Origin of the sequence: Allobaculum fili, assembly GCF_020969955.1 — a bacterium.
GTDB classification, from domain to species: Bacteria; Bacillota_I; Bacilli_A; order Erysipelotrichales; family Erysipelotrichaceae; genus Allobaculum; species Allobaculum fili.
Genome location: NZ_JAHDSX010000031.1, coordinates 1 through 15,822 on the forward strand (window position 1 = coordinate 1; position 15,822 = coordinate 15,822).

At 50.9% G+C, this 15,822-nt stretch carries 13 protein-coding genes; 6 read left to right on the plus strand and 7 right to left on the minus strand.

Features of this window, described 5'->3' with window-relative positions; genetic code table 11:
* Positions 1-224, plus strand: a 224-nt coding sequence (locus Afil_RS07450; RefSeq protein WP_230267945.1) for a transposase, incomplete at its 5' end; no start/stop codon positions are given.
* 77 nt (positions 225-301) lie between these two features.
* Here the strand turns inward: Afil_RS07450 and rsmB are convergent.
* The 4 genes from rsmB to Afil_RS07470 form a co-directional block, all read right to left on the minus strand.
* Positions 302-1,627: a 16S rRNA (cytosine(967)-C(5))-methyltransferase RsmB gene (rsmB, locus tag Afil_RS07455; RefSeq protein ID WP_230267946.1), complete on the minus strand. Its 1,326-nt coding sequence runs from the start codon at positions 1,625-1,627 to the stop codon at positions 302-304.
* Positions 1,628-1,639: 12 nt separating this feature from the next.
* Entirely contained in the window at positions 1,640-3,787 is a 2,148-nt protein-coding gene (gene priA / locus Afil_RS07460) for a replication restart helicase PriA (RefSeq protein WP_230267947.1), read from the minus strand.
* 11 nt (positions 3,788-3,798) lie between these two features.
* A complete protein-coding gene (locus Afil_RS07465; protein ID WP_230267948.1) occupies positions 3,799-4,668 on the minus strand; it encodes a DUF4438 domain-containing protein in 870 nt (289 codons plus the stop codon).
* Between the two features lie 192 nt (positions 4,669-4,860).
* Positions 4,861-5,586 (minus strand): TrmH family RNA methyltransferase, encoded by a 726-nt coding sequence (locus tag Afil_RS07470; protein ID WP_230267949.1) that lies wholly within the window; start codon positions 5,584-5,586, stop codon positions 4,861-4,863.
* Positions 5,587-5,652: 66 nt separating this feature from the next.
* Here Afil_RS07470 and Afil_RS07475 point away from each other — a divergent pair, with 66 nt between their 5' ends.
* Positions 5,653-6,894: an AI-2E family transporter gene (locus Afil_RS07475; protein WP_230267950.1), complete on the plus strand. Its 1,242-nt coding sequence runs from the start codon at positions 5,653-5,655 to the stop codon at positions 6,892-6,894.
* A 227-nt stretch (positions 6,895-7,121) separates the two neighbouring features.
* Positions 7,122-8,036 carry a putative manganese transporter gene (locus Afil_RS07480; protein ID WP_230267951.1) on the plus strand — a complete coding sequence of 305 codons (915 nt, stop codon included), beginning with the start codon at positions 7,122-7,124 and terminating at the stop codon, positions 8,034-8,036.
* A gap of 272 nt (positions 8,037-8,308) precedes the next feature.
* Here Afil_RS07480 and Afil_RS07485 read toward each other — a convergent pair whose 3' ends face one another.
* From Afil_RS07485 to Afil_RS07495, 3 genes are all read right to left on the minus strand, one after another.
* Positions 8,309-10,378 (minus strand): CHAP domain-containing protein, encoded by a 2,070-nt coding sequence (locus Afil_RS07485; protein ID WP_230267952.1) that lies wholly within the window; start codon positions 10,376-10,378, stop codon positions 8,309-8,311.
* Between the two features lie 210 nt (positions 10,379-10,588).
* Positions 10,589-11,521, minus strand: coding sequence for a deoxyribonuclease IV (locus Afil_RS07490; protein ID WP_439647324.1), 933 nt, complete (start codon positions 11,519-11,521; stop codon positions 10,589-10,591).
* A 257-nt stretch (positions 11,522-11,778) separates the two neighbouring features.
* The gene (locus Afil_RS07495) at positions 11,779-13,080 is read right to left on the minus strand and encodes a DEAD/DEAH box helicase (protein WP_230267953.1); all 1,302 of its coding nucleotides are present in this window, start codon (positions 13,078-13,080) and stop codon (positions 11,779-11,781) included.
* 134 nt (positions 13,081-13,214) lie between these two features.
* Between Afil_RS07495 and ispH the strand changes: the two genes are divergently transcribed.
* The 3 genes from ispH to Afil_RS11370 all read left to right on the plus strand — a co-directional run bounded on the left by ispH (position 13,215) and on the right by Afil_RS11370 (position 15,756).
* Positions 13,215-14,129: a 4-hydroxy-3-methylbut-2-enyl diphosphate reductase gene (gene ispH, locus Afil_RS07500; protein WP_230267954.1), complete on the plus strand. Its 915-nt coding sequence runs from the start codon at positions 13,215-13,217 to the stop codon at positions 14,127-14,129.
* Between the two features lie 162 nt (positions 14,130-14,291).
* The gene (locus Afil_RS07505) at positions 14,292-14,930 is read left to right on the plus strand and encodes a PTS transporter subunit EIIC (RefSeq protein ID WP_230267955.1); all 639 of its coding nucleotides are present in this window, start codon (positions 14,292-14,294) and stop codon (positions 14,928-14,930) included.
* The gene (locus Afil_RS11370; RefSeq protein WP_369413424.1) at positions 14,866-15,756 is read left to right on the plus strand and encodes a glucose PTS transporter subunit IIA; all 891 of its coding nucleotides are present in this window, start codon (positions 14,866-14,868) and stop codon (positions 15,754-15,756) included. The genes Afil_RS07505 and Afil_RS11370 overlap by 65 nt, the downstream gene beginning before the upstream one ends.
* Positions 15,757-15,822 lie beyond the last annotated feature (66 nt).

Here is a 15,822-nt window from a genome sequence, read left to right on the forward strand (position 1 = left end):
TTAAATGGTTTGCGCGACTAATCGAGAACCATTACGAAGGGATCCTTTCACATACCATTTTTGGGATATCTTCAGGAAAGATTGAAGGCATGAATAACAAGATCAAGACCGTAAGACGACAAGCTTATGGTTTCAAGGATGATGGGTATTTCTTTCTTAAGATCATCGATGCTTCAAGAAACCCATCAATCAGGAATCCCAAATCCCACAAAATTTTTCATTGAACCGAAATTTTAAAGTGTTTCCCCGCTGGAAAAAGAAAGCCTGTCGCAGTTCAGGACAGGCTTAATAGATTCGATTTTCAGGCTCTGGCAATGGTCTCTTCTGCGGCTGCAGAGGTTTCTGTCTTTGGTTGCGGGCTTTCTGGACTGGCATTTTCCTCTGCTTTTCGGGAGGCGGCCGGTTTTACTTTCTGAAGTTTTGCCAGGAAGAAGCCGCCGTGGCGGTCATCTGGCTCAATCGTTTTCTGATCGAGCAGGACAAACTCGTCGTGGGCACTCAGAAAGGATTCAACCTGCTTTTCGTTTTCCTTCTTGTTGAGCGTACATGTGGAATAAATGAGAATGCCGCCGTTTTTAAGCTGTCGGGAGCCGCTTTCGAGCAGTTCGTACTGCAAAGGCGGAAGGGCGTCAAGATCGTTCGAAGAGAGACGAAGCTTCATGTCCGGCTTGCGGCTGAGAACGCCAAGACCGCTGCAGGGCACATCGCAAAGAACAATATCGTAAACGGGATCGTCTTCGAGCTTTGTACTGTCCGCCGCTCTGGCGCTCACGCTTTTTAAGGAGAGCCGTTTTGCATCCTTTTCGATCAGTTTGGCACGATGTTCGTGCAGATCAATGGACGTAATCTCCGCCAGATCTTTAGCCATTTCGGCCATTGCCATGCTTTTGGTGCCCGGTGCGGCGCAAAGATCGAGAATTTTCATCCCCGCTTTGGGATCGGCCCAGCGGGCGATTTCGCAGCTTCCGGGATCCTGAACGGAAATTTTTCCCTGCCGGTAAAGCGGATCGGTCGCAATCTGGCTGCCCGTATAGCGGTACAGTCCGTTTTCATACGGTTCCAGACGGCCGGTCGCTTCGGCCTGTTCGGGCGTGATCTTCATCGGATTAAGACGAACGACAATCGGCAATGCAGCCAGCGAGGCCTGCGCAAAGCGGAAGGCGCTCTGCGCGCCGTACTGCGCAATCCACATCTGAATCAGCCAGGAAGGCAGCGATGTTTTCAGCGCCAGCATTTCCACCGGATTTTCCGGATATTCCATCGGTGTGGAAATGACCTTACGCAAAATCGCGTTCACGAGTCCGCGTTCTGCGGGCAGACGTCTGGCCGCAATTTTATTGGCTTCATTGACGACGGCGAAATCCGGAATTCGATCCAGAAAGAGAATCTGATACACAGACATGCTGAGCAAAATAGACGTCTTCGGTTTGACTTTCCCTTTGGCAAACCGTTTCCAGGCCGCCTGACAGAGGGCATAGTTCTGCAGGGTGCCGTAAAAAATATTGGACGCCAGCGCCCGGTCCTTTTCGTCCACTTCCTGCAGATGTTCCTTTAAATAAAGATTAGAGTACGTCTCCTTGCGAATGACTTCGCATAAGGCGTTCCAGACCCATTCACGTACGTTCATAACATTTCCTTACTACTCTTCCAGGCTCATGGGATGCACGTTGATTTCCATTTTGCATCCATTGGCGTTTGAAGAGAACCACTCATCGCACAGCCACAGCGTCTTGATGAGCATCTGATCGTTCCGGCTGCGCAAAATCAGGCGAAAGCGGCTTTCCTTGTTTCGCATGCTGATTTCAGCCGGTCCTAAAACGGAAATTCCAAACGATTCAAACGAAGCGCGGATTTCCATCGCCTTATTGTAAGCCCGCAGTGAATCTGCATGGCGTAAAACGACTGTCGCCATGAAGGTGTAGGGCGGATTGGCCTGCTTACGGCGCAGCTCCATCTCCTGCTTAAAGAAATTCAGATAGTCGTGATGCAGCACGCTCTGCAGGACAAAATGATCGGGTGTGGCCGTCTGTATGAGCACTTCGCCTTTCTGCTTTCCGCGCCCGGCGCGTCCGGAGGCCTGTTCGGCCAGCTGGTACGCTTTTTCCGTAGCCAGATAGTCCGGCCGGGAAAGCAGCGTATCAATTGAAAGAATTCCGCAGAGGGTAATGTCGTGAAAGTCGAGTCCCTTGGCAATCATCTGCGTACCCAGAAGAATATTGCCTTCGTTTTCAAATTCGTTCAGTCTGAGCTGATGTTCCCCTTTTCGCGAAGTCGTATCGTGATCCATGCGTACGATTCTGGCTTCCGGGAAAAGGTTCTGCGCGTCTTCTTCCAGACGTTCGGTTCCCTGTCCGGTCGTCTGCAGCTTTTGAGAATGGCAGTCCGGACACTGATGAATGTGCGGATAGCGTCTTCCGCAGACGTGACAGACGAGCGCATCTTCCTGCTTATGGTAGGAAAGCGGAACGTTACAGTCTTCGCAGCGCAAATACTCGCCGCACGAAAGACACCGTATAGTGGGCAGATACCCGCGCCGGTTTAAGAGAATCATCGATTTTTCGCCGCGATCGAGACGCTTTCGAATGGCCTGAATGAGCGGTCTGGAAAAATTGGAAAACACCGGCTGATAGCGCAGATCCACCAGGCGAATCTGGTTGTTCACATTTAAAGCACGACCGGGCAGCGTGACGAGATGATACACGTTTTTCAAAGCCCGCGCATACGTATCCAGACTCGGGGTTGCCGAACCTAAAACGAGCGGACAGTCAAAGGCCTTCGCCCGCAATATAGCCGCGTCTCTGGCGTGATAGCGGGGACTGGTTTCCTGCTTATAGGAAGAATCGTGTTCTTCATCCATGACGATCAGCCCCAGATTGGTAAACGGCAGAAACACGGATTTGCGCGTACCAATCACAATGCAGGGACCGGCTTTGGCGACCGCGTTCCAGACCGACAGCGTCTGAGAAGCGGTCAGCCGGGAATGATACGAAAAAATATCGCAGTCAAAGCGGGACAGAAAGCGATCTTCCATCATCGGGGTCAAAACGATTTCCGGAACCATGATCAAAACCTGACGGCCTTCGTCCAGCGTCTTTTTAGCGAGATGGTAATACACTTCCGTCTTGCCCGATCCGGTGGCGCCAAAAAGCAGATGGATTGCATGATGCAAATTGGAAAGCGCGTTTACCGCTTCCTGCTGTCCAGGATTGAGCTGCGGCCATTCGATCTGCTCTTTTTTGGGCAGAGCCCCATAGCTGACGGTCTTTTTCTGCCGGTGGAGCAGCTTTTTATTGACCAGCGTCTGAATCATGTAGTCGGAAATCCGCTTGCGCGCTTTGACCTGTTCAATTTCATCGGGCAGTCTGGACCAGGCTTCATTTTGAGCAGGGCTTAACGCTTCGAGGGCGGACTCGTCGACTTTTTCCTTGACCAGCCAGGTGGTCATGGCTTCATTTGGTCTCTGAGACTTCGAGGAAAGAGCGGCTGGGAGCATGCAGTTGACCATGCTCATCGGCGAGCTGATCGTCGAATACGCCATTTCTCTGGCTAACGTCAGCTGTTCCGCGCTTAATACGGGATGGGCATCCACCACTTCAAGGACCTGCTTAATCTGATACTTCGCATCTTCCGGTTTCTCGCACAGCGCAACGACCATGCCGGTCAGTTTCTGTTTTCCAAAAGGGACGACAACGCGGTATCCCGGTTCCACTTCAAATGGACAGGCGTACGTAAACGGCGTGCTCAGCGCCCGGTTTTCGTGTTCAACGTTTACTTGAACATACGTCATTCCTGTTTTCTCTATCTCTCGCTTTGCAGGGCAGCGAAGTATTTTCCAATATTGGCTTCCGGATCGTAAACGGGTTCAATGCTGCCGTTTTCGCTGGTCGCTACCACCGTCAGTCCAGGTCCATGGCCGGAAGTGAAGGAATCGGAATGGACAACGACGCCGATCGTTACCGCATTGTTTTTATAATGAGCGCCGTATGTGGAATCGTGATCGAGCACCGCAACAAAGTCGCCGAATTTCAGATCATTGATGCCAAACTTTTCGTTGGCTTCCTTATCCTGCGTCATGATGTCATAGTCACCGTTCATTAAAGACGAAGACCCCAGACCGCTGCCCATCAGATAGGCTGGCAGTACGGCGGTTACCGGGAAGATCAGCTTGCCTTCTTCGTTTACGTGCAGATCCATTTCATCGAGAAGCATCGGGTCGATATTCATCCAGAACACATCCGGTGTTTCTTCGGCTTTCAGTCCCTGTCCATACGTACGGATTAAAAACTTTTCCGTTCCGTCCATACGGCACAGATCATCGGCTGGAAACCATGCCATCGTATGTTCCACGCCGCCATGCGTTCCGGTGACGATGCCTTTGGAGCCTTTCGCCGGTCCGCTCAGGCAGAGGACTTCGTTGCCGATGCAGCTGAACGTTTCGACCGCCATATTTTTATTCGGATCGGGATTGGCCATCGACACGCCGGGTTCTACATGATCGCCGGCGATGTTCATGCAGGAATCGCCGATCGCATGGGAATACGTAATGCCGCCGGTTCCCAGCGTAATTCTTGCCCGTCCGTCAAAGCCTCCGCGATACGACTTGATGGTCGGATGATCTACTTCCGCATTTACCGCCATGCAGACGAGCTGCTCACGATTCAATTTCATACTCATTCTCCTTTTGGCTCTCGCCAGATCCATCCGGCTTTGCGGATGTCCTTTTTCCTGTGTTCGATGCAGTCTATCCATTGTTTTATCTATTGCAGTGCTGTATCTATTGCCGTATACAACGGCTGCTTTCCATGAATTTCATTCGATCGTACGTATGCCGACGTATGTATGCCGATCCATTTATGGGATTTACGCCTGATCCGGGTGCGCAAACGTCCACGCAAACGCGAAGACGGATGCAGCGCTTGCGGTATCGAGGGCGTTATGAAAATGCCGGCCGTATGGAATAAACAGATGATGCGAACTGGCTTTCAGAATTTCCGAAGACAGGCCGCGCATGGCCCCGCCAATCGCAAGCAGGCAGTTTTCCGGCAGGATCGTATCCGCCAGAGAGGAAGCCGAATCATCGCGCGCTGCGCAATAGATCGGACGATCCGCCATTAAGGCGCACTCAATCAGCGTCGTGTCGTTTTCGATGGTCGCAATTTCGAGCCGTTCCCAGGCGCCCGCCGAAGAGCGCATCAGTGTGGAAAGCGCGCTTGACCAGTCGCGTTCGTGCAAAATCAGAAGCCGCGCACCCGCCGCATAGAGGGTACGGCATATGCTTCCCATGTTATACGGATCTTCGACGCCGCTGATGTAGACGCAGAGCCCTTTTTCTAAATGTTCCGGCTTAAGAGCAGGCAGCGATCGTGTTTCACAAAACAGAATGACGCCGCCATTGCCGGACGCTTTTGCGTTCATAGTTTCAGAATTCTGAAACTCGACGGGAATCCTTTTCTTTTTACATAAGGCAATTAAATAGGCGATGTCCCGGGAGCGTTTTTTCGGGTTGACCCAAAGCATTCTGGCGGTTCGTTTTTCTTCTTCCAGTACCGCTTTGACTGAAATGGTTCCATATACAAAGTTGTCCATAACGATATTGTGAGTCTGCGAGGATTCATTACGCAAGTGATATTATAGAGTGCGAAAGAGGTGACCATGAAACTCGATTTAAAAAACAAGATCACGCAGCGAATCTTTATTTACAGCGTTTCGCTCATTATCGCCATTTTTGCGTATCTGCTTTTCACCCGGATTAACGATATTCTTCATTTCCTGTCGAGCATCGTCAGTCTGCTTGCCCCGTTTCTGATCGGCTTTGGCCTGGCCTTTATTCTGGAAGGACCGGTCCTCTGGTTTGAAAACCGGCTCTCCAATTTCATGAAACGTAAAAAAGCGCGTGCCCTTTCGGTCGTTCTTGTCGTTATTCTCTTTATTCTGTTTTTCGTCTTCGTGCTCTGGGTCATGATCCCTTCCCTCATTGACTCCATACAGATTTTCATACGAAATTTTTCGACGTATTCGCAGCAGTTTGAAAACACGCTCGAAACTTTTGCCGAAAAATACAGTCTCGACATTTCTTCGATTCTGAACTTTCTGAAAAACCTGGACATCAGCGCTACGCTGCGCACCGTTCTGTCTTCATCCATGACCAAGATGATGTCCTATTCCTACAACGTCATTCACTGGGCGGCCAATCTCGTAATCGCGCTGGCTGCAGCGGTTTACATGATTCTCGACAAGAAGAATCTGCTGCTGACGTGCAGACTGCTCATCTATACGATTTTTGGCAAGCGTCAGGGAAACTTCATCCACCTGTACTCCATGGACGCCAAAAACGTATTCCAGCAGTACATTGTCGGCAACCTTCTCGATTCTCTGATTGTCGGTCTCTGCGCCTGGTTTGGCTCTCTGGTACTCGGCCTTCCCTACGCCCCGATGATCGGCCTCATTATCGGCATTACCAATATTATTCCCGTCTTCGGTCCGTTCCTTGGCGCGATTCCGGTCATCCTGCTTCTGTTCATGATTCGACCGGGCTATGCCCTGATCTTCGCGATCTTTATTCTCGTTTTGCAGCAGGTCGACGGAAACGTCCTCAAGCCGGTTATTCTCGGCGACAAGCTGGGCATTTCCGGATTCTGGATTCTGTTTTCGGTATCGATCGGCGGCGCGCTGTTCGGTCCGATCGGCATGCTGCTGGGTGTTCCAATTTTCGCCCTCGTTTATGAAGCGTTTAATGACTTTGCGCTCTTCCGCTTAAGCGGCCATCATCTTCGCGTCCCCTCCTCTGCCGTCATTGTTGAAGAAGAAGATTTTCCTGCATCGGAAAGTCATTCCTCAAAAGGGAATGATGCACTTCGGCTCGACTCTGCAGCAGAGGATGACAAAATTCAGTAGTCTTTTCACCTGAATATTCAAAAGCCATGCCGGGCTTATTTTGTGCATGAATCGAAAGGATCAGACATCTTGTTTCTGCTTTCTCGTCCTGTTTCTTTCATGTTCCTGATTCGCCGCTTTTTCGGATCCAGAAAAGAAAGCGAAAACAGAATGTTCATTACGCGCATCCTGTATTTTTCGGGTTGCCCAAAAGAGAAGGCTTCCTCACTTCGTGTTATAAACAAGGTATGGAATTTTTTATTGATATTCTTACGGACGCCTGGAAAGACACCTGGCTGATGATTCCGATTTTGTACGTCGTCTATCTGTTTATCGATTCTCTCGATCGAAAAACCGATCAGTCCGACAGCTTTTTCTGGAAGCTTCAGAAATACGGACCGCTGTTTGGTGCCCTTTTAGGCCTGATCCCGCAGTGCGGCTTTTCCATTCTGGCCGCCATGCTCTACGTATCCAATAACATAACGCTCGGCACAACGATTGCTGTTTTTCTGGCCACGAGCGATGAAGCGGTCCCGATTCTGATTTCTCAGCCGGACATGATTCCCTCTCTTGGCGTTCTGCTCGTTCTGAAGTTCATTGCAGCAGCCGTCATCGGTACGCTGATCGATAAAGTACTGTACCGTCATCAGCACATCGTCCGCTTTGAAGATCTCGAAGAGGAAGAAGAAGTCGAAGAAACGGACGAGAAGGAAGCGGAAAATCTGGAAGAAGACAGCCAGAGCGCCTGTTCGTGCTGCTATACGCAATACCCTGTATGGCTTTCCGCCCTGCTTCGTACCATCAAGATTTATCTGTTCGTCTTCGTGGTGACTCTCGCCATGAACGCGATTACCGGATGGATCGGCGAAGATCAGCTAGCGGCCTTCCTGCAGACCCAGACATTATGGCAGCCGGCTGCTGCAGCCCTCTTTGGATTTATTCCAAACTGTGCCGCTACCGTTGTTCTCTGCTCGCTCTACAGCTCGCATGCCCTGACCTTTGGTTCTCTGTTTGCGGGTCTGATGACCAATGCCGGCCTTGGACTTGTTGCGCTGTTCCAGTACTCTACGAATAAAAAAGCGATCTGGAAAACCGCGCTGCTGATGTACGTTCCCGCTGTACTGCTCGGCTATCTGCTTCAGCTTGTCCCCGCTCTGTTTTAGTCTCTGCCAGAATTCCGATCGATCACCATCGGTTGAAAGACCTCGTCAGACGCTTTATAAAGCACTCAGAAAATTTGTAAAAACACAAAAGTTCTCTCGAATATCCACATCCGGCCTGACCCGGGGCAGTCGAGAGAACTTTTTCTTTGCGCGGATTTTCAGAATTTCGCCGCCCAAAACGCAAAAACGATTCCATTCCAGACATAAGTATCTGTTTCAGAATGGAATCGTTTGATGGCAGGAGATTGCATCGTCAGCCAGAGCGGCTGTTTTTATTCATCGAGCGTGTGACGAAGATGATTCATTTTCACGCCCGCGTTGAAAATCTTATCTTCAACTTTGGACTGCGCAAGTTCGCTGAGCGATTTTACGCGAATGCTCATCTTCTTCGCATTGGCATCCTTTTCATCTTTCGCAAAGTAGCCGACAAAATGGACACCTTCTTTAGGCACCGCATACGTTACGTTTCCATAAAGCATGCGAATTTCCCGAGAGTTCAGCTTGATGGTGCGGTAGTCGCTGATCGCTTCGGCCCAGATTTCATTGGAGCGGCCATCCAGGTTTCCTTCCTGAATGAGCAGCGTGTCTGTGGCTTCATCGTAGTCGAGAACGATGCCGACGTGGTTATGCGCGGCGTCCGAAGAGAATACGGCGCCGGCTGCCGGTTTTTCGGAAAGTTCAAACTTATCACCGTGAGCGCTGAGCAGCTGCTTTACACATTCATAGCCGTTTCCGGAAAAGCGCGGCGAGAAGCCGTACAGTTCATAGAAACGTCCCCACGCAAACCAGGTGCACTGGCCCCAGAGGGTCGGGCTGTTGTAAGGCGATACCGATTTTCTCCAGGCTGCTCCGTTGGAATAATCCGGAAGCAGATTGTATTCGCCAAGGCGAAGGGTTTTCAGCCGTTTATTCTGACCGTGGGAAATCTGTCGGACATGAATCGATGTCGTCATCGCGTGCTGGCCGCCCGGGTTTGCTCCCGGATTGCTCAGAACCGGCGAGGCCGGACCGACAACGGTATCGGTTTCGGTCATGGAACCAATCGAGTCCGACGGCTTATTTGCGGATCCGTCTGGACGCTCGGGCATATTCGGAATGGGATCGTCCGGCTTTTCCCCGGAGGGGTCATTCGTGCCGGGATCCTTGGAGTCTGGAGGGGTCGGCATGGTCGGATCCTTGGAAGAGGCGGATGAATCTGACGAGTCCGAAGAATCGGACGAATCAGAGGAATCCGACGAGTCCGAAGAATCGGACGAATCAGAGGAATCCGAAGATTCATCGGAAGAGGAATCCTCATCGGAAGAATCCGATTTGGAATCTTCATCCCAGGAAGATGCGGAAGAACTGTTCTTATCGTCATCTTTGGATTCGTCTTTATCGGATTCGTCCGGATCGGAATCGTCTTTCGAATTATCCGATGACGTTTTATCCGAAGAGTTCGTATCGTTTTTCCCGCCGGTCACTTCGTGCATGGGCAGTGAAGACACTTTGCTCGTTTCATCCTTTTCCTCTCTGAACTCTTTGAGGGACTGGGACAGTTCCGAGAACGTGCGCGGTTTCGTTTTGTTTTCTTCTTCTTTTAACCAGGAAGTCAGAGAAGGCTTCTGGTCAGCTGGATCGGAAGGCGAATTTGCATTCATCGAATTTTCTTTCGATTTTGTTCTGGCAGTCGCTGCTTCTTCTTTATGATCGGAAGAAGCGTTCATCGAATGTTCCGTTTTCGAAGCCGACGCATCCGACTTTTCGGATGTCGACTGTTCTTTTTTTGAAGCGGTTTCGTTTCTGGAAGACGTCGAATCGGCCGAATCCGCTTTTTTTACGGTTTCGCTGCTGTCCATATTCTGAACATCCGATGCGTTTGCGTCTTTCTGACTTTCCGCTTTGGATGGTGTGCTTTCTTTCGATGCGACCGAAGACGCACAGGCCTTCGAGGATGTTTCTTCAGCCGGCGCCGGTTCAGGCGTGGCTGCCGGTTCGACATACGTCTGGGCAGCGGTCGGCTCTTCCTGTGTAGAAACTTCGAGAACAGGAAAATCCGGATTGCTCTGGCGGATGAGGGCAATCGAATTGAGGATCTGTTCTTTATCTTCATCACTGAGCGAGTTGAATTCACTCTGAATGCCGTTTAGATAATCATTGGCAATCCGTGCAGCATCTGCACCGGATAATTCCTGCAGACGAGAACGGCTCAGATTCTCGAGGCCCTGAACGGATGCCTTAAGCTCGGCGGCAGTTGGCTGTGCAATCGAGGCATGTACGAGAAGAGAGCGTCCGGGTACGGCGGCAGAAACCATGGCGGCGGACAGAAATACGGTTGCGGCTTTGACAAGGTTCTTTTTCAATTCAATTTCCTTTCCCCGTGTAAACGTATGCGCTTCCTTCAAAATGGAAATTCTTCCTGAACGGAAACGCTTTCGTTAAAACAACTTAGAAAATTATACCATCGGCATAGGGTCGGGGCAATGCGTCAGGCGACATTGTATTTTTCAAATGAAATCGTTAATAAATATTTTTAATTCTATTGTAAACTTTCTGCCGCTCCGGAATTTGTATCAATCGTTATTTTTGCAAGCGCTGTCACCGGCCGTTTCGTCAGCGGATACACTCGCGGGATGCCAGGCGCGCAGCAGAGCAATCTCATCCGCATAGGGCGGTTTATCGTCGATATAAGGGGTTTCCAAAATCTTGATGATGGAAGAGAGTCTTGGATTGTGTACGATGGCGCCCAGACTGTCCAGTCCGATCGTGCCTTTTCCGATGTTTTCATGGCGGTCCTTGCGGGCGCCTTTCGGGTTTTTGGAGTCGTTGACGTGCAGTACGGCAAGCCGTTCGAGACCGACCTGTTCATCAAACTGATCGAGCAGGGTGTCAAAATCGCTGACATCGTAGCCGGCATCGTTGAGATGACACGTATCCAGGCAGACTTTCAGACGGGAAGAATCTTTTACGCCATCGAGAATGGCGCGAATTTCTTCAAAGGTACAGCCAATCTCGCTGCCTTTTCCGGCCATGCTTTCCAGAGCGATTTCTACACTGGTCGAATCGGATTCGAAGACTTCATCGAGTCCTTCGCAAACCCAGCGGATACCCTCTTCTGCACCCTGCTTGAGATGACTTCCTGGATGCAGGACGAGATAACGGGCACCGATGGCGGCAGTGCGGCGCAGTTCTTCTTTCAGAAACTCCCGGCCAAAATACGCCGTTTCAGGTTTTAGCATATTGGCCAGATTAATAATGTAGGGCGCGTGGACGATAACCTGTTCTGTTTTCCATCCGGCGTCTTCCAGTACCGCTCTTCCCTGTTCAATTTTCAGCTCTTTTACCGGCTTGCGCTTTGAATTTTGCGGTGCGCCGGTATAAATCATGCAGGCGTCCGCGCCGTAGCTGAGCGCTTCTTTAATGGAGCCTTCAAAATATCCGGGCGCTTTCATGCCGACATGGCAGCCCAGATACATTACGTTTTCCTGATAGGATTTGGCATTCATATCCATTTCTCCTTTATCGTTCTCTATTAGAATGTACGTATTTCTATGGATGACAGAGGCGTGTGTTCGAGCGTCTGGCCGCTCCGCCCTGTATTTGCATCTGATCAAGAGTATACGAAATTCGATTTCTTTTTGAGCGATCTGCCTTCCTGTATCCAGTAAAAAACGCAGCAGGCTTTCTTATCAAAAGGCTTGCTGCGTGGATGAAATACAGAGGTTTAGCCAAGCGGTATGAAAAATCCGAACCGAATTTCCAGTTAGCCCTGTCTTGCGTTTTTGGCGCGCTGCCTGGCTTTGGCACGCTCGCGTTTCTGCTCGCGGATTTCGTTCTGAATCAGCTGGCGTTTGGCTCGGCGGCGAATCTTTTCGGCCTGCTCCGCTCTTTTCTTGCGGTAGTTCGGCTTTACTTTCGTCGACTTGCGGCCGCCGGTCAGACGGGAAACTTCCTTTGCGAGCGGATCAGCTTTCTTTGGACGGGCTGCACGATCCTTAACGGGAACGAGTTCGCCGTTTTTTACGTCCATTTCTTCAAAGACAATTCCCTGCTTCTTTAAGGTCGCAATGGCTTTGGCGTCTTTGGGTGAATAAATCGCGATGGCCATGCCGTCTCTTCCGGCACGGCCGGTACGGCCGGCGCGATGCTTGTAAAACGGCAGTTCTTTCGGGAAGCCGACCGAAATGACATGGGTGATGCCCTCGAGGTCAATACCGCGCGAGGCGATATCCGAAGCGACGATGTACGACTTTTTCTGGGACTGAATGGTGCGGATGGCCTTCGTTCTTTCACGGGCTTCGAGGTCCCCGTGCAGTTCGACGAGGTCGTAGCCGTCATTGCGCAGTTCCTTAGCGAGCGCGGCGGCTTCCTGGTTGGTATTGGTAAAGATCAGGCAGACGTACGGATGAATTGCACTGAGTACATCTTCGACTCGCTGCGCATCCGTTTTGTGCTTGCGATCAATGAGAATGTGACGGATCTGTGCCGCAAAGTCTTCATCGCTTCCGATGCGAATCAGTTCCGGATTGGTCAGGTACTTTTTCAGGAACGGCTGAAGCATTTCCGGGATCGTCGCCGAGAAAACCATAACGGTGACATCGTCCTTCATATGGGAAAGAATCGCGTCCACATCTTCAAGAAAGCCAAATTCCATCGTCATATCCGCTTCGTCGATGACCATGATTTTCGCTGTATCGAGACGAAGGGTCTTGTCGTCGAGAAACTGGTCTTTCATGCGCCCCGGCGTACCGATGACAATCTGCGGGGTGAGACCGCCTTCTTTCTTTTCCTGTCCGCCGGTAATCAGGGCCGTACGAACGCCAAAATGAGCGGAAATTTTTTTGGAACGCTCATACAGCTGCCAGGCCAGTTCGCGGGTTGGAACGGAAATTACCGCCTGAACCTGATCGAGATCGGGATCGATCCGCTCAAAGATCGGCATGAAAAAGGCATGCGACTTACCGGATCCGGTCGTGGAAATACCGATCAGATCCCGGTTTTTATCCTTGCGTTCAACTACCGCTTTTTGAATCGGGGTGAGTGTTTTAAACCCCTCAATTTTCATAATTTCTTCTATACGATTCACAGAAACACCTCTTCCTGTATATTGTGGCATATTTAAGAAGGTATCATGATTTGATGCCCATCCTCTCAATTGTACAGTCCGGTCGAAAAAACCGGCCATTCAGGAGCTGACCTATGGAAATTTTTGAAGTTCCCGTTCAGGGATTTTGCGGCGGTGTCAATCAGGCGATCCGTCTGGCCGAAAAAATCGTGAGCGAACATCCAGGTGAAAAGATTACCGTTCTCGGATCGCTCGTCCACAATTCGTTTGTCAACAGTCATCTCGAAGCCCAGGGACTCCATATTCTGGAAGCCAAAGGCAAAACCCGGCTGGAGCTGCTCGATCAGATTGATGACGGTCTGGTCATCTTTACCGCCCATGGCGTCAGCAATGCGGTTCGGGAAAAGGCCAGAGAAAAAGGAATGGTCTGCATCGACGCGTCCTGTCCGTATGTCCTTTCCACACAGAAACTGATTGCCCAGAAACGCAAGGAAGGTTATACGCTTTTTTATATCGGTATCAAAGCGCATCCCGAAGCGGAAGCCGCCATGGACTGCCGTCTGGAAAGCGATGCCCCATCGAACCCGTCCGAACGGCCTGCCTTTTATCTGATTGAAACGGAAGAGGACATTCCGGAAGGGGTAACCGGTAAGATTTTCGTCACAAATCAGACCACCATGTCCGTCTCGGGCTTAAAAGATCTGTTTGATCGAATCGCGCAGAAGTATCCGCAGGCCGAATTTGGGTCCGAAATCTGCAATGCGACAAGACTGCGGCAGCAGGCCGTCATGAATTTAAAGGATCAGGGCTATGATCTGCTCGTCGTGATCGGCGATCCCAAAAGCAACAACACCCGCAAACTGGCTCAGACGGGTCTGGAAGCTGGAATTCCCCATGTTCTTCAGATTGAAAGTGCGAGCGGACTGGACGGATTCGACTTTGCCAGAATCCAGAAAGTCGCGGTAACATCAGGTGCCAGCACCCCGGAATTTCTGAAAAACGAAACGATCGAGCGCCTGCATCAGATCGACCAGGGGCTGAACAAGTAATCCCGGCACAAATCGAAACAGCTGCCCGCTGCCGGCCAATCCAGACAGATCAAAATAAAATACAGGCCGGTTATAAATGGTACGATGCCTCTTATAAATGATTGCAGCAGATTTTGAACGGCGCGCATACCGCACGTCGTGCCAGCAGGCATGCAATCGAGTATGGAAAGGAGCGGCGTCGACAGCTTCCTGTGGCTGATTGGCGAAGCTATCTTCCACTATTTGCCGGTAGCCATCACCTGGTCGATTACCCGCAAGATGAGGACCAGTCAGGTGCTCGGCATTATCCTCGGTATTACTCTCGTTTCTCCGCAGCTCTTAAACGCCTACGCGGTAGCTTCTACGCCGGTGGCAGATATTCCAGTCTGGAATTTTGGCTTTGCGACGGTTCGTATGATCGGCTATCAGGCACAGGTCATCCCCGCGATTATGGCCGGCTTCATCCTCGTCTATCTCGAGCGCTTCTTCCAGAAGATCACGCCCGCAATTGTTTCCATCATCGTCGTTCCCTTCTGCTCCATCGTTCTGGCGGTTCTGATTGCGCATACGAGCGTTGGTCCAATCGGCTGGGTTCTGGGCGACTGGATTTCCAAAGCCGTTTACGCCGGACTCATGAATCCGTTTGGATGGCTGTTCGCTGGTGTGTTTGGCCTGCTCTATGCCCCGCTCGTTATTACCGGTCTGCATCATATGTCCGCAGCTGATCAGCTCGTATGGCGGAACGATCCTCTGGCCGATGATCGCCTTAAGCAACATTGCACAGGGCTCTGCCGTTCTTGGCTTCTCTTTCCTCACCCGTAAAAACGAACGTATCCAGCAGGTTTCTCTTCCAGCAGCCATCTCCTGCTACCTTGGCGTTACTGAACCGGCATTATTTGGTATCAACCTGAAATACGGCTTCCCGATTATCTGCGGCATGATCGGCAGCTCGATCGCAGCCATGTTCTCCGTTGGCTTTGGCATCAGCGCCGTTTCCATCGGTGTGGGCGGTCTGCCTGGCATTCTTTCCATCTTTCCGCAATACTGGGGCTTATTCCTGATTGCGATGGTCATTGCGATCGTTATCCCGTTTGTTCTTACCGTAATCTGGGGCAAAACCCATCTCTCTGATGAAGTCCGCTATGGACAGGCGCAGAAAGAAAACAGGCTCACCCTCGAGCAGGCAGACAAAGACGTAATCCTGAACGCTCCGATGCGCGGAACTCTGCTTCCTTTATCCGAAATCAAAGACCAGGTATTCGCTTCCGGCGCCATGGGCCAGGGCTTTGCGATCGATCCAGAAGACGGACTTGTGCTTGCTCCGTGCAATGCGGAAGTCATGATGGTCTTCCCGACAAAACATGCGATTGGTCTTAAAACGCAGAAAGGCGAAGAAGTCCTGATCCATCTGGTCATGGATACCGTGGAACTGAACGGCGAAGGCTTTACAATGCGTGTAAAACAGGGCGATCTGGTTACCGCCGGCGATCCCATGGTGGAAATGGATCTGAACGCGATCCGCGCTGCCGGCAAGTCGGTTATCTCCCCTGTCGTGGTCACCAGCGGTCAGAACGTGAAGCTGCTGGCTGACGGAAAGGTGGAAGCCTCCGAACCGGCTGCCGTTATTCTCCCTTCTTCCAGCATTTAAAAAACGCAGTCTTTTAAAAGACGCAGCGAAACAAAATCATTTTAACCTTTACATCGCTGACTTTTC